Source organism: Anabaena sp. FACHB-83, assembly GCF_014697485.1.
Lineage (GTDB): Bacteria > Cyanobacteriota > Cyanobacteriia > Cyanobacteriales > Nostocaceae > Nostoc_B.
In genome coordinates, this window is the sequence record NZ_JACJRY010000004.1 from 99,282 (window position 1) to 124,163 (window position 24,882).

Annotated in this window: 19 protein-coding genes; 12 read left to right on the forward strand and 7 right to left on the reverse strand. The window is 41.6% G+C overall.

Features of this window, described 5'->3' with window-relative positions; translation table 11 throughout:
- Positions 1–159 precede the first annotated feature (159 nt).
- Together rpoD and gyrB are read right to left on the reverse strand one after the other, a co-directional pair.
- Positions 160–1,335, reverse strand: a complete 1,176-nt coding sequence (gene rpoD / locus H6G79_RS06415) for an RNA polymerase sigma factor RpoD (RefSeq protein ID WP_190590535.1) — start codon at positions 1,333–1,335, stop codon at positions 160–162.
- A gap of 1,863 nt (positions 1,336–3,198) precedes the next feature.
- Positions 3,199–5,136: a DNA topoisomerase (ATP-hydrolyzing) subunit B gene (gene gyrB / locus H6G79_RS06420; protein ID WP_190590534.1), complete on the reverse strand. Its 1,938-nt coding sequence runs from the start codon at positions 5,134–5,136 to the stop codon at positions 3,199–3,201.
- Between the two features lie 356 nt (positions 5,137–5,492).
- On the opposite strand from gyrB, the gene miaA reads away from it, so the two are divergent.
- Positions 5,493–6,386 (forward strand): tRNA (adenosine(37)-N6)-dimethylallyltransferase MiaA, encoded by an 894-nt coding sequence (gene miaA, locus H6G79_RS06425; protein ID WP_190590533.1) that lies wholly within the window; start codon positions 5,493–5,495, stop codon positions 6,384–6,386.
- 64 nt (positions 6,387–6,450) lie between these two features.
- Positions 6,451–7,086 (forward strand): type I restriction endonuclease subunit R, encoded by a 636-nt coding sequence (locus H6G79_RS06430; RefSeq protein ID WP_190590532.1) that lies wholly within the window; start codon positions 6,451–6,453, stop codon positions 7,084–7,086.
- A gap of 3 nt (positions 7,087–7,089) precedes the next feature.
- On the opposite strand, the gene H6G79_RS06435 is transcribed toward H6G79_RS06430, so the two are convergent.
- The 4 genes from H6G79_RS06435 to H6G79_RS06450 form a co-directional block, all read right to left on the reverse strand.
- A complete protein-coding gene (locus H6G79_RS06435; RefSeq protein ID WP_190590531.1) occupies positions 7,090–7,767 on the reverse strand; it encodes a DUF2834 domain-containing protein in 678 nt (225 codons plus the stop codon).
- Between the two features lie 21 nt (positions 7,768–7,788).
- The gene (locus H6G79_RS06440) at positions 7,789–8,526 is read right to left on the reverse strand and encodes a tetratricopeptide repeat protein (protein ID WP_190590530.1); all 738 of its coding nucleotides are present in this window, start codon (positions 8,524–8,526) and stop codon (positions 7,789–7,791) included.
- Positions 8,527–8,740: 214 nt separating this feature from the next.
- Positions 8,741–9,838, reverse strand: coding sequence for a heat-inducible transcriptional repressor HrcA (hrcA, locus tag H6G79_RS06445; RefSeq protein WP_190590529.1), 1,098 nt, complete (start codon positions 9,836–9,838; stop codon positions 8,741–8,743).
- 448 nt (positions 9,839–10,286) lie between these two features.
- Positions 10,287–10,646, reverse strand: coding sequence for a rhodanese-like domain-containing protein (locus H6G79_RS06450; protein WP_190590528.1), 360 nt, complete (start codon positions 10,644–10,646; stop codon positions 10,287–10,289).
- A 255-nt stretch (positions 10,647–10,901) separates the two neighbouring features.
- On the opposite strand from H6G79_RS06450, the gene H6G79_RS06455 reads away from it, so the two are divergent.
- The 5 genes from H6G79_RS06455 (at position 10,902) to H6G79_RS06475 (ending at position 16,508) form a co-directional block, all read left to right on the forward strand.
- Entirely contained in the window at positions 10,902–12,539 is a 1,638-nt protein-coding gene (locus tag H6G79_RS06455) for a DUF3352 domain-containing protein (RefSeq protein ID WP_199333981.1), read from the forward strand.
- Positions 12,540–12,801: 262 nt separating this feature from the next.
- On the forward strand, positions 12,802–13,293 hold the full coding sequence (locus H6G79_RS06460) for a hypothetical protein (RefSeq protein WP_190590527.1): 492 nt from the start codon (positions 12,802–12,804) through the stop codon (positions 13,291–13,293).
- A 223-nt stretch (positions 13,294–13,516) separates the two neighbouring features.
- Positions 13,517–14,038 carry a hypothetical protein gene (locus H6G79_RS06465; protein ID WP_190590526.1) on the forward strand — a complete coding sequence of 174 codons (522 nt, stop codon included), beginning with the start codon at positions 13,517–13,519 and terminating at the stop codon, positions 14,036–14,038.
- A 73-nt stretch (positions 14,039–14,111) separates the two neighbouring features.
- Positions 14,112–16,079: a VgrG-related protein gene (locus H6G79_RS06470; protein ID WP_190590525.1), complete on the forward strand. Its 1,968-nt coding sequence runs from the start codon at positions 14,112–14,114 to the stop codon at positions 16,077–16,079.
- Positions 16,080–16,220: 141 nt separating this feature from the next.
- Entirely contained in the window at positions 16,221–16,508 is a 288-nt protein-coding gene (locus tag H6G79_RS06475; RefSeq protein ID WP_190590524.1) for a PAAR domain-containing protein, read from the forward strand.
- Here the strand turns inward: H6G79_RS06475 and H6G79_RS06480 are convergent.
- Positions 16,421–18,214, reverse strand: coding sequence for an ATP-binding protein (locus tag H6G79_RS06480; protein ID WP_190590523.1), 1,794 nt, complete (start codon positions 18,212–18,214; stop codon positions 16,421–16,423). The genes H6G79_RS06475 and H6G79_RS06480 overlap by 88 nt on opposite strands.
- Before the next feature lie 359 nt (positions 18,215–18,573).
- Here H6G79_RS06480 and H6G79_RS06485 point away from each other — a divergent pair, with 359 nt between their 5' ends.
- The 5 genes from H6G79_RS06485 to H6G79_RS06505 all read left to right on the forward strand — a co-directional run bounded on the left by H6G79_RS06485 (position 18,574) and on the right by H6G79_RS06505 (position 24,838).
- Positions 18,574–19,572, forward strand: coding sequence for an ankyrin repeat domain-containing protein (locus H6G79_RS06485; RefSeq protein ID WP_190590522.1), 999 nt, complete (start codon positions 18,574–18,576; stop codon positions 19,570–19,572).
- A 121-nt stretch (positions 19,573–19,693) separates the two neighbouring features.
- Positions 19,694–20,095: a GPW/gp25 family protein gene (locus H6G79_RS06490; RefSeq protein ID WP_096577022.1), complete on the forward strand. Its 402-nt coding sequence runs from the start codon at positions 19,694–19,696 to the stop codon at positions 20,093–20,095.
- A 149-nt stretch (positions 20,096–20,244) separates the two neighbouring features.
- Entirely contained in the window at positions 20,245–22,410 is a 2,166-nt protein-coding gene (locus H6G79_RS06495; RefSeq protein ID WP_190590521.1) for a putative baseplate assembly protein, read from the forward strand.
- 96 nt (positions 22,411–22,506) lie between these two features.
- Positions 22,507–23,535 (forward strand): phage tail protein, encoded by a 1,029-nt coding sequence (locus H6G79_RS06500; protein WP_190590520.1) that lies wholly within the window; start codon positions 22,507–22,509, stop codon positions 23,533–23,535.
- Between the two features lie 70 nt (positions 23,536–23,605).
- Complete coding sequence (locus tag H6G79_RS06505; RefSeq protein WP_190590519.1) at positions 23,606–24,838, forward strand: DUF4159 domain-containing protein; 1,233 nt, start codon at positions 23,606–23,608, stop codon at positions 24,836–24,838.
- The last annotated feature ends 44 nt before the right edge of the window (positions 24,839–24,882 follow it).

Sequence of the window (24,882 nt, forward strand, 5' to 3'; positions counted from 1 at the left end):
TATTTGTCCTTAGTCAAGAGTCATTTGTTAGAAACTGATGACTATTAATTGTTGAATCTCCAAATTTGAGATTTTAAATTTTGGACTTTGGATTATTAGTTCAGACCCCTTTCCTTGGAGTTGGAGTAAATCTAAAATCCAAAATCTAAAATTGGTTGACTACCGAATATATTCCTTGAGGACACTATTACGGTTGGGGTGGCGTAATTTGCGGAGGGCTTTGGCTTCAATTTGACGAATACGTTCGCGGGTAACGTTGAAAATTTGGCCAATTTCTTCCAGGGTTTTCATCCGTCCATCATCCAAGCCGTAACGCAGTCTAAGAACATCGCGTTCGCGGGGGCTGAGGCTATCCAGAACTTTTTCTAAATCTTCCCGCAACAAGTTCTTAGAAACTTGATCTTCTGGGGTTTCACCATCAGATTCAATAAAATCACCCAAGCGAGAATCTTCTTCTTTACCAATGGGGGTTTCTAAGGAAATTGGTAGCTGTGCAGATTTAGCAATAAACCGCAGTTTCTCGATGGTCATTTCCATCCGAGTCGCAATTTCTTCTTCTGTAGGTTTGCGACCCATTTCTTGAGAAAGTAGCTTGGTGGTTTTCTTAATCCGGGATATAGTTTCGTAAAGGTGAACTGGTAGGCGGATAGTCCGAGATTGATCAGCGATCGCTCTGGTGATGGCCTGACGAATCCACCATGTAGCGTAGGTGGAGAATTTATAACCTTTTTCGTGGTCGAATTTTTCCGCCGCACGAATCAAACCAAGGCTACCTTCTTGAATTAAGTCTTGGAATGATAAACCACGGTTCATGTATTTCTTCGCAATCGAAACCACCAACCGGAGGTTTGACTGCACCATTTTATCTTTTGCTCTCCGGCCAATGTGCAGACGATAACGAAAAGCTGGCAACGGCAATTGTACTGCTTCTGCCCATTCACTATCACGGGGATCGCGATCTAACTGTTCTGAGAGTCTTTCTCTGACTCTTTCTAATTCCAGTAAATCGGCGATTTTCCGTGCTAATTCAATTTCTTCATCAGCCCGCAATAAGCGAATTCGCCCAATTTCTTGCAAGTAAAGACGAATTGAATCTTCGGTGTAATGCTTTTTCTTGCTTTGTGTGCGACGACGCGATTTAGCGGCTTTTCCAGACTTTGCGTCGTCCTCATCAGACTGAGGCTCTAAAAATTCATCCATGTCGCCGTCATCAACGAGAAGCAAGTCATCCTCTTCTTCGATCAGGAGGTCTTCTAACTCCTCGAAATCAGGCTGATTTATTATTTCTAGGTCAGGCTGATAATTGCTTTCGAGTACGTTGTTAGCCTGGTTCATGCCGCGTTCCTCATGCTCCTTGCAGAATCAATTACTTCAATTACTCAAGATGTATTTAGCACTCTTTTGGCGAGGGCTATTTAACAACCGAAAAATCGGGTTTTAGGCTGTTTTCCCTGAAAACTTTTCGGTGGTTTTACTCCATTTTGGAGGAGTTATTTATTGAAGTGTGAAAAGTCGCGTTGACTGCTGACTTACTCACTTTATTAATAGTCGCGTGTTGCTGTCGCACACAACTTTTAACTTGTTTGTTTAAAACAGGACTTGTCTTTGTGTTGCTCAAAAATTCACCACTTCATATAAACAATTATGATTGCTGGCATATTTTCTTACAAAGACTGTTCCGATTGTAGCCTGTTTCACAAAAATTGCACTCTTTTTGTGTGTTAATCATGAAGTCATTAAGTAAGTTAAAGCCACTATTATCAAAAAGATATAAGAAAGGCTAGGTATTCCCTTAAATTTTCTTTAAACCTTTTTGGAATTACAGTGGACTCATCTTTACATTCAAAGGAAATTACTCTCACCCTCACACAATTTTAGGTATTAACTACAACATTAATTACCGAGAAACAGTGTGTTTTATATTAACTTAGGCAAGAAGTCTTGAGAGGCATATTTTTACATTTCCTTTATAAATGACTCATCCCAAACAGTTATGCAGTCATGCTATATAAAGCAGTCATAAAGATGCTGCTAATATCAAGACACTAAACTTTGGTTGATGCCAGTTACCTTAACTGAGGAGTTGAGAGTAAGGCAGAATCTGCCAGATGGCGTTCAATAAAGTTTTAACTGAGTTGGTCTTATTCACACATTAGCGCACAGATGAGATTTCAACCCTATGAATCTTGACAAACTGCTCCTATTGTATACAAGGATATTTTAATCAATTTATAAAGAATTTGACAGTTGCTAATTTAGATATTTATCTGTTCACGGCAAAAGTTTATTGGATACAGACAAATTAGCTATGTTAGCAAGACAACATCAAGATGTTTGCATGTACTATATTCCACAAATTTTTGCCGCTAGTAACTGGTAAGTTGGACATAGGTGAAGTTAGCGCCTTGGTGGAGAATCTAGTTAGTTAATTTTGCTCACGTACGCATATGTTAAATATACTACTGGTTTATGAAGAAAATGATGACTTTGTGTAATCTTCAACATCCTTAAACACTTAACCAATTTTGTTGGTATACAAGATTAAGCTTCGCACCTTAAGGATAACAAATGCTTTTCCGGCTAGAAGGAAATTTGACTACACAAATTCTTGATTAGGGATTTTTAATTTTGGCTAAATGCCACTGAAGTGGGGATTTAGGTATTAAACCCACTTGACCACTAACTTGACGAAAAAAAGTTTTTATGCACTTTTATGACAAAAAGAAAACTAATAACCTTATTAATTAATAATTATGTATTTTATCAAACAACTTTTAGAACCAGGAAATAATACTTATCACAAATTTACGTAGGGATAGAGGCTAGAGGCTAGAGGTTAGGGGCTAGGGGTTAGAGGTTAGAGGTTAAAACTCTCTAATGGCCTGCTTTTGGTCGTCGGGTCGAGGTGCTACCCCCGGTTCTGTCTTAATGATAAGTCTTTCCGCGACACGATATAATCCAATAAAGTTCAGTTAAGAGAATAGTAGGTTGGGTGTAGCGATAGCGTAACCCAACAAAGTATGCGTGAATGTTGGGTTCCGTTCCTCCACCCAACCTACACCAGTCTAAGTTGTTGCCTTAACTGAACTGTATTGTGATATCGTCAGCCAGAATCTGATCGGACATAAAAAAAGGTAATGAGCGATCGCCCATTACCTACCATTACTGCACATCAGGATAATTGATATTAGCTTGATATTATATATCAAGTTCTGCTAAATTGAGTTTAGAACCGTAAGTTTCGATAAACTCGCGTCGAGGTGCCACGCGATCGCCCATTAAAATGGTAAAAATGCGATCGGCTTCGGCAGCGTCTTCAATTTCAACTTGCTTGAGGGTGCGGGTTTCTGGGTTCATTGTGGTTGTCCAGAGTTGTTCGGGCATCATTTCACCCAAACCTTTGAAGCGTTGAATGGTATAGTTCGCATTAGCCGGGAACTTGGCAATTGCTTGTTGTAGTTCTCGTTCGCTATAGCAATACTCGTGATTTTTGCCGCGTTCTACTTTATATAAAGGAGGACAAGCGATATATATGAAACCTTGCTCAATGAGCGATCGCTGGTATCTGTAGAAGAATGTTAACAGCAATGTGCGGATGTGCGCCCCGTCTACGTCCGCGTCGGTCATGATAATAATGCGGTGGTAGCGCAGCTGGGTAGAGTCAAATTCTTCACCTTTTACGCCTAAACCCAAGGCTGTGATTAACGCCTGAATTTCGTTGTTTTTATAGATTTTAGAATCGTCAGTTTTTTCGATGTTCAGGATTTTACCACGCAGGGGGAGGATAGCTTGAGTGCGGCGATCGCGTCCTTGTTTGGCGCTACCACCCGCAGAATCACCTTCCACAATATAAATTTCAGATTCGCTAGGATCGCGGGAGCTACAATCTGCTAATTTACCAGGTAATGGCGAGGATTCCAGTACAGATTTACGCCGTACTAACTCCCGTGCGTGGCGTGCGGCTTCTGCGGCTTTAAAAGCTTGGATGGCTTTATCTAAGATAGAGTCTGCTATCCCCGGATGAAATTCGAGGTATTCCGTGAGAACTTCGCCTACCAAAGAATCAACAATCCCGCGCACTTCAGTGTTACCAAGTTTGGTTTTGGTTTGTCCTTCAAATTCAGGATCAGGGACTTTGACAGAAATGACTGCGGTTAAACCTTCACGGACGTGTTCACCACTGAGGTTGGGTTCATTTTCTTTGATTTTATTTCGTTTACGGGCGATCGCATTTAAGGTTCTCGTTAAAACTGCCTTTAAACCTTCTAAATGCGTCCCGCCATCAACGGTGCGGATATTATTAGCAAAACCTAGAACGTTGTCTGTGTACGCATCAGTACACCATTGCAACGCCACTTCGATTTGAACGTTACTGCGTTCTCCCTGGACATAAATAATTTCTTCATGGAGTGGCTGCTTCTCCCGGTTCAGGTAAGCGATATATTCTTTAATCCCACCCTTGTATTCATAAGTTTCGACCTTGGGTGTATCGCTTTTGAGAATTTCTAAACGATTGTCTGTGAAAGTAATCTTCACCCCAGCATTCAGATAAGCCAATTCTCGCAGACGGCCTGCTAGGGTGATGTAATCAAACTCAATACCAGTAGTAAAAATTTGAATATCGGGTTTGAAAGTTACAGAAGTCCCAGTTCGCGCTTCTTTATATGGCTTCGCTACCAATTCAGTCACTGGTACACCCCGTTCATAGCGTTGGGTGTGAACCTTTTTATCGCGCCAGACTGTAACTTCTACAACTTCAGACAAGGCATTTACTACAGAAATCCCAACCCCGTGCAATCCTCCAGAAACTTTGTAGCCGCCACCGCCAAACTTACCGCCAGCGTGCAGCACTGTCATTACGGTTTCCAAAGCCGATTTCCCAGTCCGCGAATGAGTATCAGTAGGAATACCCCGACCGTCATCTGTTACAGTCAAAGAACCATCCGCATTAATCTCTATCTCTATATGCGTGCAGTATCCTGCTAATGCTTCATCAACAGAGTTATCTACCACCTCATAAACTAAATGGTGGAGTCCTCGCGGCCCGGTAGAACCAATGTACATCCCCGGTCGTTTGCGGACGGCTTCCAGACCTTCCAGAACTTGAATCTGATCGGCACTGTAACTGCTCGTCATGAAAATTCTCCTGATGCGTGGGGTTGAAATCGCCAAAAGGCTGAAAAAGTAAAAACACACCAAAATTTTAACACAAAAGCCTTAGTGACGACTGTAGGGCATTTTTGTGAGAAGTTTATCTAGGGGATGTATCCCCATAAGTTTTCCCGATAGATAATCTAATTTTTTCCGAAATCACTTCTTTCAGCACTTATGGACACAGAGCATTTTTAAAGATGACTTTATAAAACCTCAATAAAAATACTTCTTTGAGAGGTTAACATGGTTCTCAACTATTGAGAATATAGTACAAATATACCATTGTTGAGGAGCAACAAACTATTGACTATTGACCAATGACAATTGACCATTAATCAATGACTAAATTAATTGTGATTTGTGGTGCGACTGCCACAGGTAAATCTGGTTTAGGTTTAACTTTAGCGCAAAGATTGGGTTCTGTGATTCTCAGTGCAGACTCCCGTCAGGTTTACCGAGAGTTTAACATTGGCACAGCTAAACCAACGTTAGCAGAACAAAAATTAGTGCCACATTATTTAATAGATATCTGCGAACCAACAGAAACAATGACGGTAGCAGATTATCAAGAACAAGCACAGGCTTTGATTGCGTCTTTTAGTGTTGAGCCAATTTTATTGGTGGGTGGAACTGGTTTATATATTCGTTCCATTGTGCAGGGGATGAAAATTCCCAGAGTCGCGCCTGATTATGAATTGCGATCGCAGTTAGAATCTCTCGGTCAAAATCAACTTTATAGTATGTTGCAACAAGTTGATCCCACCGCCGCACAAAAAATTCATCCCAATGATCCCGTTCGGACTTTACGCGCATTAGAAGTATTTTACATAACAGGAAATCCCATATCTGAACAACAAGGTGAAAACCCGCCAGATTACCCGATTTTGCAGATTGGTTTAGATTGTGATGTGGAAAGATTAGACACACGCATTCACAAGCGGACTGAACAAATGATTGCCGATGGTTTAGTTGCTGAAGTGGAATATTTATGTCATAAATATGGTGCAGATTTATCATTGTTAAACACTTTGGGATATCAAGAAATCAAGCAATATTTATCGGGTGAGATTACTTTAAATGCAGCACAAGAATTAACAGTTTTGCATACAAGACAATTTGCCAAACGCCAGCGTACTTGGTTTAGAGCATATCCGCAAATTAAGTGGTTTAATGCAGATGATGTTGATGTGATAGAGAAAGTTTGGCTGCATGTGAATGAGTTTGTGAATTAAAAAGCTTATACCAGTAAATTGCCTACAACTGCTACACTATAAAGTAATAAACAGATAACAACAGATGGTTTCTGGCGTTGGTATTACTGACACTATTAAAAGCTTGAGTGATTTACAAACTCGTTGTAATTTAACTCAAGCTGATAGCGATCGCTTTTTCTTTGAATGGTTTGAAGAATTAACCGAACTCAATCCCCAAGAACAGGCGGGTATTACTCGGATTAAGCAACGCTACGATTATCACCGGGTTGATGGGTTACTTTTAGAAGGTACGATTAATCTTTTAGTAGTTTCACCTTTACTAGAACTTGCAGGATTTCTCGATCCTCCATACCGAATTCGTTCACCTTATGGAGTCGCATTAGAACTTGAAGATCCTGAAGAAACAATTCGCGGCTTTATTGATACCCTAACTGTACAAGATAGGCTTTGGATTTTGGTTGTGGAGTCGAAACGAACTGGCATTCCTGTACCCGCAGCATTACCACAGTTATTAGCTTATATGCTGACTAACTCTGAAAGCAATAAACCTGTGTTTGGAATGGCGACAAACGGTGATGAGTTTGTATTTCTTAAGCTCACTTTCAATGAAAATCCCCAGTATGATGTATCACGAACATTTTCTTTATTTCCTAGAAGACATGAGTTAGCTGAAGTTTTGCAGATTATGAAGCGATTGGGACAAGTAGTGCTGAGTTGAATGTTAATTAACAGTCAATTTTTGCTTAGATATACCTGTTGTCTCAGCTTCCGGTAAAGCTGGACGGACACACAAATAAATTAACGGGCCAAATAACGGAACCAAACTGATTAACCAAAATATTTGATGATTTTTCCAACCCCGACGCGCCATATCATCTCCTAGCAACACCGGGAATAATAAACTCAGCAAGCAAAAATCTAAACTCATCACATGGATAAAGCGGTTAGTTTGCCACTGTTGGATAAAATCTTGCCAGTCTCCACCTTGCACACCATAAGCAACTAATATGCCTGCAATTACGGTGAGTATAATCCCAGTCACGCGAGCATCTAGCAGCTTGATGAAAATATTTTTTTTGCCAACAAATGCTTGATTTGGCTCTCGGAGAAATAAATAAGGTAACAAAGCAAAAGCACCTACACCAAAAGATGCAGTCGCAAATGGCCAAGCTGGGATTTTTTGATTTCTACCATCAATAAATGCTAATGCACTGTAGGCAAGAGGCCAAATCCCCATCAGATTAAACAAGGAAATCACTAGAGGGTTGATTCCTTGCCATTGTCCAAGAGAAAGTTTCTTGATTAACTCGAATGTATCAGGTTGATCAGGGGGTGCTAGGAAAAAAGCATAAACCACAAATCCCACCCACAGGGAAAACAGAGATACTTTCCTCAACATAAACTTAAAAATAAATTTATTTTAACGTTTTATGGTTCTTAAGAGTTTTGCTGCTTTATTGACCAGCCGTTTACGCTTGTAATGGAAGTAGGAAGACTCTTGAATTTTAACAATAATTGTTTCCAGATAATTACATGCAGTCTGGACATCTCCCTGGTGAGAGAGAATTTCCGCCAAGATGATATAGGCTTGTGGATGATTCCAATTTTGAATGTGGTTTTCTAGATGCTGTTTAGCGGCTTCAAATTCTTGTAAAGCAAACAATGTTTCGCCATACATTAAAGAAGCATCACCATATTTATAATCTGGGTCTATTTTTAATAGAGTGTGTAAATAAGACTTGGCAGAGGTGAATTTTTTATTTTTAATATCAATAAATGCTTCATGCCAAAGGGTTTGGAGATTGTCATCTTCGTTGTTAAAATCAGGCTGATTTAAGGCTGTTGGTTGATCAAAGCTTTCCACGTCATCTGAGAGATGATGACTGAAATTAACATACTGAGCAGCTTTTTTGATACTTTTTACTTTTAGTTTTACTTTGCGTCGTTTATGAGAGCTTGTCAAGTTGCGCCAATGCTTCTGAACTGGGATATGTCCTCGCGGTATCCAACGTTGAAAACAGTAAGCGATCGCCCCAAAAAAGTTGACAATAATTAAAACCCACAGCCATAACCGCTTGTCTGGTTCATTGCGAATACAGTCATAAAGCATGAATAACCAAAATCCGGTCATTAACAACAATCCCACAACTTTGATCATTAACTGAATTCCCTAGCCTATCTGCAAGTTTGATTTTTCCTCACAAAATGCGTTTCACTCGTTTGGGAACAGTCCTAGTTTCCGAGATGATACCCTAGTATTTCTGTAAAGTAGAAACGTATGAGGTAGGAAATTCCATTAAAACCTAGATTCAGTCAAATCATCAAGGGTTAGTAAAGATACAAACCTAGTCCGTGGGATTGCGAGAAAGCATTTAACTGAAAGCTTCAGACAGGTAATCGGCGGCGGCGGCTACTACTGCGATCGCACTTTCGTAATCTAGGCGCGTCGGCCCTAAAACCCCGACACTACCAATCGGTACAGAACCTCGACGGTAGGTAGAAGAAATTAAGCTGCAAGTACGTATCGGCTCTAAGGGATTTTCTGCACCAATTCGCACTGTCACCCTAGATTTACTTGCATCTTCTGTCTCTGGTTCATCAAAGATTAATTGGCATAATTTGTCTTGTTCTTCTTCTAGCAATTGCATAATTGTTTTGACTTGCTGCAATTGAGAAAATTCTGGCTGACGCAATACTTCTGTGACACCACGCACCATAATTTGTGTTGGGGTTGGTGCTTGAGTGCGACGGCTTAATTCCGCAACTGAACTTTTCAAGAATTCGCCATACAGTTGAAATTCTTGGTCTAATTCACTCCAATTTAAGTTAGCTATTTCTAATAAACTCCGCCCGCGTAAATGGCTATTTAAGAAGTTAGAAACTATCTGCAACTCCCGATCAATTACTTCAGCATCAAGTTGCAAATTTTCTTTTTCTGGTGGCAAATCCATCACTTTAGAATGGGTTTCATAGCCATCTGTGACTAAAATTAGCATGATTCTACCAGCTTCAATTTGCAACAGTTGTAAATGTCGCACTAAGGCTGTTGAAGTTTGGGGCATAGTAATCAAGCTAATACAACCACTTAATGTCGCTAAAATCTGTGCGGCTCCATGAATCAGGGCTTCCAAACTCCAATCTTCCCAATGCAGGCGTTGTTGGAGTGAAAGTTCTACTTCCTTGGCTAAGGTTTCTGTTCGTGTAGCGTCTCGCAAAGAAGGTGTAATTAACTGGTCAACATAAATGCGATAACCGGAGTCAGAAGGTATTCTTCCAGCTGAGGTATGTGGTTGATAAAGTAGCCCAGATTTTTCTAATGCACCCATCACATTGCGAATTGTGGCCGAGCTAACGCCTAAGTCATACTCTTCAACCAAAACCTTTGATCCAACAGGTTCTGCTGTCGCAATGTAGTGACGTATTGTTGCCCAAAGGATGTGCTGTTGTCGATTGGTTAACTGGACTTCCATAAGGTGTGTATTACCGAAAGCAAATTTAAGAAAAGTTTGAAAAAAATTTTTTGAGCTAATGCAAAAAAAGATTAATATTGGTTAATTAAGATAGCAAAATTTTTATCTATATTATAGTTACTTGCAGCAACATTAATTGAGTTGCTAACTCTGAACGAATTAATCTTTTCAGCTAAAAAAGCTGTTTGACAATTTAAAGTTTTTTAATTATTAAGTATCTTCCCACAAATTTTACAAATAAGTTGTATTGGTAGATACTTATTTTTCTCACCATTTAAGTTAGATGTCGTCAGGATAAATGCTGATTGTGATGAGTGGTGGTTCGGCTCCGCTCACCAACCGGGAGTAGAGGTGTGGTTCGGCTACTTCGGCTGCGCTCAGCACAAGTGCGCTCACCAACCTTGGGTGTAGGGGGAAGAAGCCAGGACAAATGACCAATGACTATTGACTAATATTGTGGGATTTCTGGGTCAACTAGTTGAGAATAAGCGGCGATACCACCTGTAATATTTTTGACATTTGTAAATCCTTGAGCAATCAACCACTGACACATCTGAGCAGAACGCACACCGTGATGACAAAGGACAAGGGTTTCAGCCTCTGGATTCAACATCGTGAAAATTTGTTCATTCCAGTTGGCATATTCACTCAACGGTAAGTTAACAAACCCTGGGAGGCTGGCGATCGCTAATTCTTGGGGTTCACGCACATCTACTAACTGAATATTTGCAGCGCCAGTAGCTAAACGTTTGGCTAATTCTTCAACGGTAATTTGAGTCATGGGTTGCCCAAAGGATTTATCTGTCATGAAGTTTTTGTAAACGATCCTATACATTTATGTTGACAGAAAATCTGACCCTTAGCATGAGCAATGATTCTCAGTGATTTTAGGCTTAGTCTCAAGATTGTCTGTTCAGGCGGGGTGTAGGGGGTTAAGGGTGTTGGGGTATAAGGGAAAATAATGATTCTATTCACCTAAACCCGCATCCCTATCTTTCACATCCTTACACCCTGTTCATTAATTCTGCTTAAATGGCTGTGAAAGTCAGTATTTAATAACTTTATGGTGAATCGGCAAAGCTCATTTTTTGGTTTTATAGTGGCTGGTGCGATCGCACTGGTATTAATTGCGATCGCAGGTTTTTGGTTCTTCACCAGAACTCCTGTTACCCTCGTCACTTCCACCACCTCCCAGCCTGGTGCAGCTATTTTTGTGTCGAAGCTTTCTCCGGTGATGGTGTCGTTACTCACCAACCCTGACCGTTTGCAGGCTTTGGAACGAGAAGGAGAAATTTCTAAAATCAAAACCAGTTTATTGGCTAAAAGTGGCATTGATTATCAAAAAGATATTCAGCCTTGGTTGGGTAACGAAATTACCCTAGCTGTCACCACCACAGATTTAGACCGTGATTCCGCCAATGGACAGCAGCCAGGATATCTCATGGCTTTAGCTACCAACAAACAAGACAAAAGCCGCGAGTTTGTCGAGTTGTTGTTTTCAAAACGAGTATTAGCTGGCGCGAACTTAGATACAGAAGAATATCAAGGTGTGAAGGTGCTTTACGATAGCCAACTTGCAGCCGCAGTGGTTGGTGATGGCTTTGTGTTATTTGCAAATAGTCCCAGCGTTGTCAAGGATGCAATTAACAACGTCCAAGCACCAGACCTCAATTTAACTAGTTCGCCCCAATACCAAAAAGCTCTCCAGCAATTACCCGAAGCTTCCTTAGCCGTGGCTTTCTTGAATTTTCCCATCATTGCTCAATGGCAAAGTTTAGAACTACCAGAACCAACCTACGACGGTGAAATTGTGTCTTTGGGCTTGAACTCCAAAGGTTTATTAGCAGAAACCAGCTTTTTAACAACATCCGAACTCACCCAAGCAGCCACGCCACTCACACAACCAGTCGAGGCGTTGAAATATATTCCAGCATCGGCGGGTTTGGCAATTTCTGGTGCAAACTTAAGCAACTTGGCTGACAGTGATTTAGCCAAATTCTGGACGCAAATTAAAACAGCCATTTCTGGTTCGGAAACAGATGTGATTTCCCGCTTGGTACAACCATTAACAGAAGTCCAGAAAACCTGGGGGATGAACTTTAATCAAGATATTTTTAGCTGGGTTAAAGGAGAATATGCGATCGCACTTTTACCACGTACAGGCCAAGTTTTCCCCGATTGGATTTTTGTTGTGGAGAAAACTGAGGAATTACCAGCAGGAATTGCGAAATTAGATGCGATCGCCTCTGCAAAGGGACTTAGCAGTAGTACCCTGAGTTTAGATAAACAAAAAATCTCCGCTTGGACAGAGTTAACCGCTAAAAAAACAGCAAATAAAGACCAACCATCTTTCACCATTGAAGCCACAGCCCAAGGGATACACACCACCCTCGACAATTACGAAATTTTTACTTCCGACTTGGCGACAATGGATGAAGTTCTTGCAGGTAAAGAAAAATCCTTACTAGACAGTCGCAATTTTCAAACCAGCGTCGCGGCGATTCCCCAACCCAATCAAGGTTATGTATATCTAGATTGGGCAAAAAGTCAAGGAGTGTTAGAAAGGCAAATCCCCGTACTGAAACTCATAGAAGTCCTGGGTAAACCATTTTTTAACAGATTGCGATCGCTCACAGTCAGCAGTTACAGTAGCGAAACAAACGTACTCAAAGGCGGGATTTTCCTACAACTGCAAGAGTAAGAAAAAGTCTGAAGTGTAAAGTATGAAGTATGAAATGAAGATTCACCTCTTGCACCAAGCGACTGAAGTCGCTGCTACACGGACAAAACTTTTGACTTTACGCTAGTCCGCCTACGCGGACTAGCCTTCAGACTTCAGACTTCACACTTCATACTTTTGTGTCACATCTTAATGTGGCACAGCCAAATCAAACTTTTCAGGAATGAACTAATTACAATATGTATATATAACTACATTTAGTCAAGCTTGTTGGAGAGCTACTATGAAAGACTGTCGCCCCCGACTTCAGAAGCGAATCGGCTGGGTTTTAGCTATCTTAGCAGCTGTTACAGCAGCACCAGCGATCGCCGAAACACCCAACTTTGGTAAATTCAATCTAGTACCAGGGTTTGAAACTGCCCAAGGTAGATTTTCGGGTTATACGGGTGGTTCTTTTTCCTTGTCGGCGATTAGTAACCGCGATCGCAATAAAAACGCTTGCATTGGCTTTGCAGATCCTAAACCAGATTACACAATGGTTTTAGAAAAAGACTTTGAGCAACTAACAATATTAGTTAACACGGGGAATACAGATACAACATTGCTGGTGAAAGGCCCAGACAATGACACAATTCGTTGCGGCGATGACACTGGTAGAAGTAAAGATGCTAGTATTAGCGATCGCAACTGGAAAAAAGGTATTTATCAAATTTGGGTCGGTACATTTAATTCTGATGCCAAACATAAGTATACTTTGACAGTCCAGCAGAAATAATCAAGAAAGAGGCTAGGAACTAGGGGCTAGGGGCTAGTACAGCAAGGCAAAAGTAAAAAGGCAAAAGTAAAAAGAAAGAATAACGATACCACAAGCCTTTTAGCAATTTCTTATGGTCTGTTTATTTCCGCCGACCTGTACTAGTTAATTTTCATGATCAGTACTTTTAACCCAAACTCCCCCATTTCTCCACTCCCCACTCCCCACTCCCGACTCCCCAAATATGACTAGTCGTTTAGTAAAAGCAAAACTCATCGCTACAGAACAAGCTGCGCCAGATATCGAGTTTATGTTTAACCCCAGCCAGTTAGACTTCTCGCAGCAAATTAATTTGACTAAAAGTAGCGGTGCGCGTACAGGACGAGGTTTACCGAAAGTTAGTTTTGCTTACCCAGAACCGTGCAGACTCAGTATTAGTAACATCATATTTGATACTTACGAAAGCGGTACTAGCGTCCTCACCCATCTGAAAAAATTTGAAAAAGCAGTTAACTTTGCTGAAGCTGGCGCAGGTCAAGAAAAACGCCCACCAGTGTATATATTTACCTGGGGCGACCAGCAATATTTACGCTGTTTTGTCCAATCTCTTAACTACAGCCTGACTTTGTTTTTACCAGACGGTACACCAGTACGTGCCAAAGTTAACCTCACCCTAGAGGAAGTGGATGAATCAATTTCTCAGCCTGGGATGGGGACATCTAGCAGCGTAGACCGGACTGGCGACAGCAGAAGTAGCCGCAGTTAATTCGACCTTTGGGGAATAGCGTGTAACACAATATCTTCACTAGGCTATTGGCAATCACCTCTTGCCAATATGTATGCCTGTCCTTTACATACCTGAGCCACTATTACAAATTGATGGCACTAATGCTTCTGCTGATTTGCTCAATGATATTTTGCAAATCACAGTCGAAGAAAGTTTGCATTTACCAGGAATGTTTACTTTAGTAATCCGTAATGATTACTTTCCAGGACAGACAACAGAAGCAACTTGGAAGCATCAAAGTTTATTTGCTATTGGTAAGAAAATTAAAATTGGCTTTGTTTCCAGCACGACGCAAAACGCAGATTTTGAAGATGCAGAGCAAGGTTACGTCTTAGAAGGGGAAATTACAGCCATAGAAACTGAGTTCACCAGTGGTTCTCAAGCTCCCATCATCATTCGTGGCTATGATATGTCCCACCGCTTGCACCGAGGACGCTACAATCGCTCCTTTCAAAATGTTACCGATAGCGATGTGGTCAACCAAGTTATCGGTGAAGCAGGTATTACAGCAGGTACAGTTACCTCTACCACTATTGTTCATGATTACGTCTTTCAAGAAAATCAGACCAATATGGAATTTTTGCGGGAACGAGCCGCCCGCCTTGGCTTTGAATTATATGTGCAGGATAGTAAATTAAACTTTCGCCAACCTGCCCAAAATGAATCTTTATCACTTAAATGGTTAGAAGATATCCATAACTTCCGGGTTCGTGTTAGCAGTGCAGAACAAGTCAGTTCTGTGGAAGTAAGAGGCTGGGACTACGCTACCAAAAAGTCTATTGTTTCTACAGCTTCTACAGAGCAGGTTATTACCACCACAGATAACGGCAAAGGCAGTTCAAGCAGCACAAAATTCAGCAGCCAGCCGAAAATGATTGTGGTAGACCAGCCTGTGTTTAGTGTGAATGAAGCAGCAAAAATCGCCCAAGCTTTGTGTAATGAACTGGGTGGTGAGTTTGTTATGGCTGATGCTGTTGGTGAAGGAAATCCCGAAATCAGGCCAGGAAAAGTCATTAAATTGACAGATATGGGTAGTTACAGTGGTAGCTACTACGTGACAGAAACTCGCCATCTGTTTCAGGAGCGAAAATTCGTTACAGAGTTTAGTGTGCGGGGTTTGCGTTCTGGAGATTTATTAGCAACTCTCTCACCCCAAACACATCTGCAAGCAGGACAAACTCTATTAGTAGGTGTAGTGAGTAACAACCAAGACCCAAAAGGTTGGGGTCGTGTGCGAGTGAAGTTTCCAACATTAACTGAAGAGCATGAAAGTAATTGGGCAAGAGTTGTGAGTGTTGGTGCAGGCCCAAGCCGTGGTTTTGACTGTTTACCAGAGATCAACGATGAGGTTTTAGTCGCCTTTGAACACGGCGATATTCATCGTCCTTACGTCATTGGTGGTGTGTGGAATGGCACAGACGCACCACCAGAAGCAGTTGCTGATACCGTTGTTAGTGGCAAAGTGCGCCTGCGGACATTTAAAACCCGCGTTGGTCATAAACTCCAATTCGTTGAAGAAGACAAAAGCACTACTAAAAAAGGTGCATATCTGCAAACAGTAGGCGGTCATAACTTACGAATGAATGACAGCGAGAAATTTGCTGAATTAGAAACTACAGGCGGTCACAAATTTCGCTGTGATGACAGCAATAAAACCATTAGCTTGACTTCCACAGGTGACATCACCGTTAAATCTGGCACAACCGGGACAGCCAATAAAATTAGTGTCAACGGTAGTGAAATTGCTTTAACTGCAATACAAAAAATTTCTTTAACTGTAGGAGGTACAAGTATTGAACTGACAACTAGTGGTATCACAATGAGAACGACGGGAACTGTCAGTATCCAATCTGGTAGTTCCATCAGTGTGCAAGCTGGAGGTTCTTTGAGTGCTAACGCTGGTGGCGCAATTTCCGCTAATTCTGGTAGTTCGGTCAGCGTCAATGCTGGCGCTACAGTCAGTATCAACGGTGCAGCTTCCGTCGGCATTTTAGGCGGGATAATTCGGTTGAATTGTTAATGGTCATTGGTCATTTGTCCTTTGTCATTGGTCATTGATTCTTCTGCCCCCTGCACCCCTGCACCTTCTTCCACTCCCCCTTGCACCCTTACACCCTTACTCCCCACTCCCCACTCCCCACTCCCTACTCCCTAGAAAATTATGTTTCCCGCAGCAAGATTAACTGATTTAACTGTCACAGGCGATCCAATTACTGGGCCTGGTGTGCCGAATGTTTTAATTGTAGGTTTACCCGCAGCTTGTGTTGGCGATTTAGTGGCGGGGCCTGTGGTGACTGGTAGTATTGTGCTGGGGTCTTTTACGGTTTTGATTGGTGGTAGACCTGCGGCGCGAGTTACATCTCAGGTAGCTGGGGTGAATACTGTCACTGGTGTGCCGTTGACTACAGTTGTGGGTATAGGTGCGCCGACGGTGTTAATTGGTGGCTGAAAGGTAAAAGAGCCTTTACTCAGCATATTTTTTGGTACTTCGACATTCTTGCGAGCGGAGATGGGAATGTGAATGCAGAAAACTGTGCCTTGTCCGGGTTCAGAGAAGCATTCTATTTGACCGTTATGCTTTTCGATGATTTTGCGACAAATGGGCATTCCTAAGCCTGTACCTTTACCGATGGGTTTGGTGGTGAAGAATGGTTCAAAAAGGCGATCGCGCACATCTTGGGTCATTCCTGAACCATTATCTTGAATCCGAACCACTATATATGGAGAATGGGCAAATGATTTGCCATTTTCCAATGAGGTACTAATAGTAATCACCCCTTCTTTTTCTTGACCATCTAAAGCATCGATCGCATTAGCCAGAATATTCATAAATACCTGATTAAGTTGGCTGGGATAACACTCAACTAAAGGTATGACATCATAATTTTTGATGACTTCAATTCCAAAGTTGCTACGGCTTGTCTTTAAGCGATTGTCCAAAATTAGCAGAGTACTATCAATACCTTCATGAATATCGGCTGCGGTCATTTGTGATTGTTCGGTGCGAGAAAAGTTGCGTAAGGATAACACAATCTCACGGACACGCTTAATACCTAAACTCATGGAACTGATGAGTTTAGGTAAATCTTCCGAAACAAAGTCTAAGTCAATTTCTTCGCTGAGTTCTTGAATTTCTGGAAGATAATCACAGTTGTCTTGATAAATATGTACTAGACGCAATAAATCATCAACATATTGTTGAGCGTGGTTAATATTTCCACTAATAAAGTTGACTGGATTATTAATTTCATGGGCAATCCCAGCAACTAATTGCCCCAAACTTGACATTTTTTCACTTTGAATTAACTGTGCTTGTGTTTGTTGTAATTCATGCAGTGTAGTTTGGAGTTGTTGTGCTTGGATTTGGGCGATTTTTGCCGCTTCACAACTTTGTTCATAAAGCAAGGCTTTTTCAATTGCAACTCCCGCCTGCATTGCCAATATACTTAATAGCTTTAAGTCTCGGCTAGTATAATTAACAGCAGTTTCGCTACCAATGACAATTGCCCCAACTACCCGTTCTTCAACATTTAACGGCACACAAATCAAGGAATTGAATTGTTTCTTTTCTCCAAGGTATCTGGGATAAGCAACAATATTGTTGACAATTTCCCCCCGTCCCATTTGTACTATATTACCGATAATGCCTTCGCCTAACTTGATTGGTTGCTGGAGATAACTGCTGCTGCCAATTTCAGCGAGAATTTCCAAGGCATTGGTTTTTTGATTTAATAATAAAATCGCGCCACCAGTAGAAGGGATTAATTGAGCAGCTTCTTGGATGAGTAATCGAGAAACTGGGCGGAGATTGAGACTGGCAGTTACTTGAATGGAAATATCATGGAGTAAATCAATTTCTTGATATCTTTCTAGCAGTTCATGGGCGAGATTTTTCTTTTCAGATTCTTGTTTGAGTGCATAGACAAGAAGTGAAACAACACCAGCCGCCTGTTGTGAACCATGTACCCAACCAATCAATTCACCAGCAAATTCTATTGGATGGGCGATCGCACCATTGTCTCCTGCTTGCCCGAAGAGTATTTCGCCTTCCGTATTTTCTATAGTAAACTGACAATCTATCGCTTTAGCAAAATCATTGAGAAGAGCTAATACATCCTTTTTTACAATCAGATTCCTGAAATTGCTTTTAACCATTTGCTCTCATCCTGATTTTATTTCAGATTTTGCTTAAGCATCAGTCTTGTATACCTAATAGCTGAATATTTTCATTTATTCTTGGCTATTTGTCACCCCTATAATTAGTGCCGAATAACTGCCATTTTTTAGGTATAGGCTGGAATTTTGTAAAATTATATTTTTAAATAAAGTTGATGCAACTCGATTATAAGTGACTCATTTCTGAGAGTTCACCGTAAATTCATTGATTTTTGTATATTCAGTAAATGTACTTAGGAAATATACTATATATAAAGTGATACACTGAACAGAAATATCACGGCATTAAGTTGACATTGTTTGAATGTGTCTCATAGTCATCGTCATTAGTGACTTATATGAATTTTTCACAAGAATTTGAGCAAGCACTTACTCAAAGTGCTTCTTTAGAAAAGTTCACATCTTTACTGAAGAAAATTAGTAACTATAACTATGTTTTGCAAGGAGAGGAACCAGATAGCCTAATTCATTTGGCAGTAGTTAATGACCGATTAGATGTTGTCAAGCTATTAGTGCAGCAAGGTGCGTCTCTAGAACCATTAGAGATTCGCCCAAAATCAGAAAATCCACATCCTGAATTTGAAGTTTTTGGTTTTGATGATGATGAAAGATTTACTGGAGATCCCTTACTGAGTGCTGCTGCGACAGGAAAGCAAGAGATATTTGAGTTCTTAGCGCCACTGGCTTCCATCAGTCAACGTAGACAAGCAATGTTATATCTAGCTGATGGTCTCAAAAGTAATTCACTTTCGTATTCTGAAGATAACACTAGTTTTCAACAACTGATCAACTCTAAACCTAGTACAGATAATCCTGACTCTTTTGGTCAATGGCTTCATGATTTAGCTCAGTCAACGATTACAGAGCCAAGTCTAAACGACACAATACGATCTGCATCATTAAAATTCATCGAAAGATGTCAAGCGCAAATTTTGCAAGGATTGAATATTAATAGGATTGGAGATCATGGATGTACTCTTTTGTGGACAGCATCAAATAATGGATATCTTGAAGCCGTTCAAACCTTGCTGCAATTAGGTGCGACTCCTGATATTCCTAACCAGACAGATGGTTGGACTCCGTTAATGATAGCTGTTGATGCTCATATTCCCTGGCTATGTGGTACTAAAAGTATTTGGGGAACAGCCAAAAGTCAGCAGGTAAATATTGTTCGTCTCCTTTTAGAAGCAGGTGCAAATGTCAACTTTGCCGGAAAAAATGGGGAAACTGCTTTGTATTTACTTCATAGCTTTGACCGAGAGGAAATTTTTGATGAGGAAATCGACTTAGCAATTTGTGAAATGGAATCTGTTTTAAGAGATGCAGGTGCTAAGTAAGGATATAGGTTAATCACAGACGATGTTGCCAAAACAAACGTTAACTCGACTTTTGGCGAATGGTATTAGTTTTAGCGATCGGCATAAAGTAGCGTAAACTGCTCATCACTATGTGCCTACCATGCCAGAACTCAATCAAAATCAACACCTGGGTGCGGGCTGGTCGTTTCCGTTGCGGGTGAATGTCCAAGGAGGTCTGCAACTTAGTAAAGCCGATCGCAATATTGAAGAGTCGATGATGCTGATTCTGCGTACCGAGTTGGGTGAACGGGTGTATCGTCCTAACTTTGGTTCGCGGTTGTCGGAGTTGACTTTTGCACCGATGAATACGCAAACTTTATTACTTTTGCGTCTACACGTCCAAGAAGCTTTGGAAATGTGGGAACCGCGCATTGTTTTAGATGCGGTGCGTGCTGACCCAGATCCCCTGCGAGGTCGTGTAGATATTGTTATTGAATATCATCCTAAAGATAGCCATGATTCGCGGAGTTTAGTATTTCCGTTTTATTTGAATGGGCAATAGTTAATGGTCATTTGTGTTTTATATGTCAATGAAGATCCCCCTAAATCCCCCTTCAAAAGGGGGACTTGAAGAAAAATTCCCCCCTTTTGAAGGGGGGCTAGGGGGGATCACAACTTTAACTAATATTACTCAACACTTTTATTAATATTGTGGAATTTGATTTTTTACCGAAGTTACCCAAGTCTAATCTAGACGATCGCACTTTTAAAGATTTAGTTGATGAGTGTATTCTGCGAATTCCCCGCTATTGTCCAGAATGGACGAATTATAACCCCAGTGACCCAGGTATCACGTTAATTGAGCTATTTGCTTGGTTAACTGACCAAATGTTGCTGCGGTTCAATGAAGTACCAAAGCGCAATTACATTACTTTTTTAGAGTTATTAGGTGTGCGGTTGCAAGCACCTGCGCCTGCGGTGGCGGATATTACTTTTTATTTGAGTGCGGCTTTACCTGATACTTACACGATTCCGGCTGGGGTGGAAGTGGCGACAATTCGCACGGAAACAGAAGAGGCGATCGCATTCACTACAGATCGGCCTTTAATTATTGATAAACCGCAAATTCGCCACTTTCTCACCTGTCCCACTGCTGATCAAAAACCAGAAATTTTGCGCGATCGCTTTACTAATTTATGGACGATGCGCTCTGATGGTGAGTGGTACGGTAGAGAGTTGGCGCTGTTTGACGAACAACCCCAACCAGGAAACAGTTTTTATTTAGTTATTGATGGTGAATCGCAGTGTGAAGGCAATGTTCTCGCACTGCAATTAAAAGGAGAAGCAGCCACCGCTACCGGGATTAATCCCGATATTCCGCCGCGTCGTTGGGAAGCCTGGAATGGTGTGGAATGGGAAGCTGTACTGTTGCAAGAATCTGACGACAGCACCAAGGGTTTTAGTTTTAGCGAATTAGCTACCCAAGGAATTAACCCCTTACAGGGTGCGGATATAGTTTTGCATTTACCGCAGTCCTGGCCTGTGACGACTTTCACTGCCTATCAAGGACGTTGGTTGCGTTGTGTTTATACTGCACCCCAACCCAATCAACCGGGATATAGTAGTGCGCCGCGTATGGTTGGTTTAGCTGTGAGGTCGATTGGCGGGACTGTGGGCGCGAGTCAAAGTGAATTGATTCGCAATGAAATTTTAGGAGAAAGTGATGGTACACCAGGACAAACTTTTCAGTTACAAGGTGTTCCGGTGTTGAATCGTCGGGAAGATGAATATTTGATCATTTCACCACCAGGGGGAATCCCGCAACGGTGGTATGAAGTCAGCGATTTTGCTAATTCTCTTCCTCAAGATTTGCACTACACCATTGATTCGCGCACCGGGACGGTGCAGTTTGGCCCGGTGATTCGGGAACCAGCCCAACTCCAGCAACAGACAGAATTTAGGCGCGGCGTGGGTAATTTTGCCAATATTCAGGAGTTAGAAAGGCAATATGGGTCTGTTCCGCCGCGTGGGTCGGTAATTCGGATGGTTGCATACCGCACTGGTGGCGGGCGTAAGGGGAATGTGCAACGGGGGACGATTACCGTAGCGAAAAATGCGGTTCCGTATGTGGCGAGGTTGATTAACCATACACCAGCCCGTAACGGTTCTGATGCGGAATCTTTGGAAGATGCGGTGATTCGCGTTCCGGCGATGCTGCGAACCCGCGATCGCGCTGTGACTCCCGAAGATTTTGAGGTGTTGACCCTACAAGCTGGTGGTGGTGCGGTGGCGCGGGTGCGCTGCTTACCACCGACAACTACACAAGAGGCTGGAACCATCAAATTATTAGTTGTCCCGGCGGCGAATACAGATGCAATTAATCGTGGTGAAGGTATCGAACCGGAATTATTTAGTCTGAGTCCGCAATTGCGTGACCAAATTATTGCTTATTTAGACGAACGGAGGTTATTAGGAATACAAGTTAAATTGCAAGCCCCGGAATATGTGGGTGTAGCAGTGCAAACAGAAGTCGCCTTGGAACCAGAATACAACCATCCTGCCGCCCAGCAAGAGATTTTAAGTAAATTACGGGTGGCGTTGTATCGGTTTTTGAATCCGATTACGGGGGGTCAGGATGGGAGAGGCTGGCCTTTTGGGCGACCTGTTTACCCTTCGGATATTGTCAATTTGTTTCAGCAATTTCCGGCGGTGCGGTATTTGGGGGTAGTGCAGTTATTTGAATTGCGCTATGTGGGTTCAACTTGGGTGCGATCGCTTCCCCAAAATCCGGTGATTGATCCTGGGGCGTTGGGCTTAATTTGTTCCTGGCAAAATACGCGGTTGCGTTCTGGTCATGTTGTTAATTTAATTCAGTAAACGAACCGCCAAGTCGCCAAGGTCGCCAAGAAGGAAGAGTTTGAGAGGGATTTTGCGTAACTGCTAAAAAGATAAATTTTCAATGAGAACTATATTATGAGTAGTCAAATTCTGCACTTGCAATTAACTTCAATGCAATTACCTAACGCGATTCAAACATCGGCAGTGGGTAAGGGTGCAGATGATTTTTCGCAAATAGCACTCAACACTCAGCACTCAATTCGTGCTGGGTGTGATTTAGTAATTCATCCGCCGGAACCGAGTGAAATAGTTTTACAGCTAGAAAACTTGGGTAGTCGGATGCTGCGGTTGAATGTGCGGGTGGAGGGGAATTTCCCGGCTGAGTGGTGTCGCATTGGGATGGAGGGGTATGAACTCGCACCGCGATCGCGAATGGATGTGGTGTTATACTTCCAACTTTCTGCCGATTTTTTTGAAACTCCCGCGTTGGCGACTGGCCAATCTTTGGTGTTGGATTATCACAGTCGCATTCACGTTAATTACACCGAGGAGGGGACTGGTAGACAGTTAGTTGAAACGGCTGGGTTAAATTTATATGTCCGTCCCCGCAGTCTCTATCCCAAGTTTTTACCTGCGGTTTATCGAGAAGTTGATTTTATTAGTCGCTTCTTGAAGATTTTTGAACAGGCTTTTGAACCCTCAGTGCAAACGCTGGATGTGTTGTGGGCTTATTTAGACCCTATGACCGCACCGCAGACATTGTTACCTTTTCTCGCGCACTGGGTAGCTTGGCCGATTGACCGTCGTTGGACTATCGAAAGACAACGTTCTTTAATTCGTTCGGCGGTTGAGCTTTATCGCTGGCGGGGAACACGTAGAGGTTTGCGTTTATATATACATCTTTATACAGATTTACCTTTAGATGAACATATTACTAGAGAAGTTGATAAACATATTTGTATTGAAGAAATTCGCGGCGAAGGTTTTGTTTTAGGTAATACACGCCTGGGCGAAGATGCAATGATTGGCGGCGGTCGTCCGTATCATTTTATCGTTCGCCTCCGTCCCCAACGCCCAGATCAGGTAGATGAACAATTAGTCCGCCACATTATCGACCAAGAAAAACCCGCTTTTTGTACTTATGAACTTTATATAGATAGTTAAAAGTGCTGAGTGTTAAGTAAAATATTTTCCCCCTATACCCCTACACCCTGACACCCCTAAACCCCCAATTATGGAAATTCACCCCCTAGAACGACTACAAATTCAAGATGGTTTATTGATTAATGCTGAACGATGGAAGCGATCGCATGATTATCACCGTCAGCGACAAAATATTCATTATCAATCGCTAAATGAACCGGGAATAGTTGAAGGTTTAGGGGTAAGTTTGATTCCTGCGCCGAAGGATGTACCATCACAATATAATGATGGGCGATGGTTACAAATTCAACCAGGAATTGCCATTGATGTGAATGGTAATCCAATTGTGGTTCCGCAACCGATAGATTTTCATATTTCGGCTGATATTACGGAAGAAAAACCCAGATTAATTTATTTAGTTGTGCGTTATGTAGATCCAGATACTTTACAACGCAAACAAGTAAGTGAATTTGAAACAGAAACTTTTCGCATTGATGAAAAAACAACGCCGCCTGATGTGTTTGAGGTGGAGTTATGTCGAATTTTATTACAGCCGGGATTAGTAAATTTAGAAAATCCCCCAGATGTATTTTATCCGAGTTTGAATAGTTTGGATTTTCGTTATCGAAAAATTGCGCGATCGCGTCCAACTGCTGTGGTACGCGCGGCGCATCTTGATAGTCAGGAAACTAAGGAAGGCAGTAGTTTTGCAAATCTCGCTTCTTTATTAAGATATACCGAAAGTCTAACCTGTACCCTCCAAGGAGATGAGCAAATTTCCCGCTTAAATTTTCCGCTTTTAGACCCAACGATAGCAATTAATTATGATTTGCTATTTATTACTGGTAGTGAACCATTAATTTTAAATGTCCAAGAATTAGCTAATCTCAAAAGTTATCTAGATAGTGGAGGAGTTTTATTAGTAGAAGCGCCTACCGATGCAGTTGATAGATTAGAAAGTATTTTAGAGATTACGGAAAGTTTAGCCACGCCTTTAGAAGATTTACGCCGACTTGATAAACATCATCCATTAAGAACACAACCATTTTTATTTGCTGCTTTACCAGCTATAAATCAAAAGCCGATGCAAATTTTAGTTGCAGGTGGCATTGTTTTAGTAATTGGTGATTTATCACTGGCTTGGGGATTAGATGAAAAATTAACTTTACCACGAGAAACCATTCGCACCGCCCAAGAGTTAGGCATTAATATTCTCAATTTCGCCTGGAAGCGTAAGCGAATGACTCAATTAAGGCAACAAACTGCTACACCTATCTCAACTAAACCTGATGCTTTAAAAAATATTTTTAATAAGTTGGAATAATTTTTTAACGCAAAGTATCGCAAAGGAACACAGAGTTTTAAATA

Excerpts from the sequence above, each read along its gene's own strand:
- H6G79_RS06430 (WP_190590532.1), top strand. The coding sequence starts at position 6,451 with ATGGTTTCTGGCGTTGGTATTACTGACACTATTAAAAGCTTGAGTGAT.
- hrcA (WP_190590529.1), bottom strand. The coding sequence starts at position 9,838 with ATGGAAGTCCAGTTAACCAATCGACAACAGCACATCCTTTGGGCAACA.
- H6G79_RS06485 (WP_190590522.1), top strand. The coding sequence starts at position 18,574 with ATGAATTTTTCACAAGAATTTGAGCAAGCACTTACTCAAAGTGCTTCT.
- H6G79_RS06435 (WP_190590531.1), bottom strand. The coding sequence starts at position 7,767 with ATGTTGAGGAAAGTATCTCTGTTTTCCCTGTGGGTGGGATTTGTGGTT.
- H6G79_RS06470 (WP_190590525.1), top strand. The coding sequence starts at position 14,112 with ATGCCTGTCCTTTACATACCTGAGCCACTATTACAAATTGATGGCACT.
- H6G79_RS06490 (WP_096577022.1), top strand. The coding sequence starts at position 19,694 with ATGCCAGAACTCAATCAAAATCAACACCTGGGTGCGGGCTGGTCGTTT.
- H6G79_RS06440 (WP_190590530.1), bottom strand. The coding sequence starts at position 8,526 with ATGATCAAAGTTGTGGGATTGTTGTTAATGACCGGATTTTGGTTATTC.
- H6G79_RS06500 (WP_190590520.1), top strand. The coding sequence starts at position 22,507 with ATGAGTAGTCAAATTCTGCACTTGCAATTAACTTCAATGCAATTACCT.
- H6G79_RS06460 (WP_190590527.1), top strand. The coding sequence starts at position 12,802 with ATGAAAGACTGTCGCCCCCGACTTCAGAAGCGAATCGGCTGGGTTTTA.
- H6G79_RS06450 (WP_190590528.1), bottom strand. The coding sequence starts at position 10,646 with ATGACAGATAAATCCTTTGGGCAACCCATGACTCAAATTACCGTTGAA.
- gyrB (WP_190590534.1), bottom strand. The coding sequence starts at position 5,136 with ATGACGAGCAGTTACAGTGCCGATCAGATTCAAGTTCTGGAAGGTCTG.
- rpoD (WP_190590535.1), bottom strand. The coding sequence starts at position 1,335 with ATGAACCAGGCTAACAACGTACTCGAAAGCAATTATCAGCCTGACCTA.
- H6G79_RS06480 (WP_190590523.1), bottom strand. The coding sequence starts at position 18,214 with ATGGTTAAAAGCAATTTCAGGAATCTGATTGTAAAAAAGGATGTATTA.
- miaA (WP_190590533.1), top strand. The coding sequence starts at position 5,493 with ATGACTAAATTAATTGTGATTTGTGGTGCGACTGCCACAGGTAAATCT.
- H6G79_RS06465 (WP_190590526.1), top strand. The coding sequence starts at position 13,517 with ATGACTAGTCGTTTAGTAAAAGCAAAACTCATCGCTACAGAACAAGCT.
- H6G79_RS06475 (WP_190590524.1), top strand. The coding sequence starts at position 16,221 with ATGTTTCCCGCAGCAAGATTAACTGATTTAACTGTCACAGGCGATCCA.
- H6G79_RS06505 (WP_190590519.1), top strand. The coding sequence starts at position 23,606 with ATGGAAATTCACCCCCTAGAACGACTACAAATTCAAGATGGTTTATTG.
- H6G79_RS06455 (WP_199333981.1), top strand. The coding sequence starts at position 10,902 with ATGGTGAATCGGCAAAGCTCATTTTTTGGTTTTATAGTGGCTGGTGCG.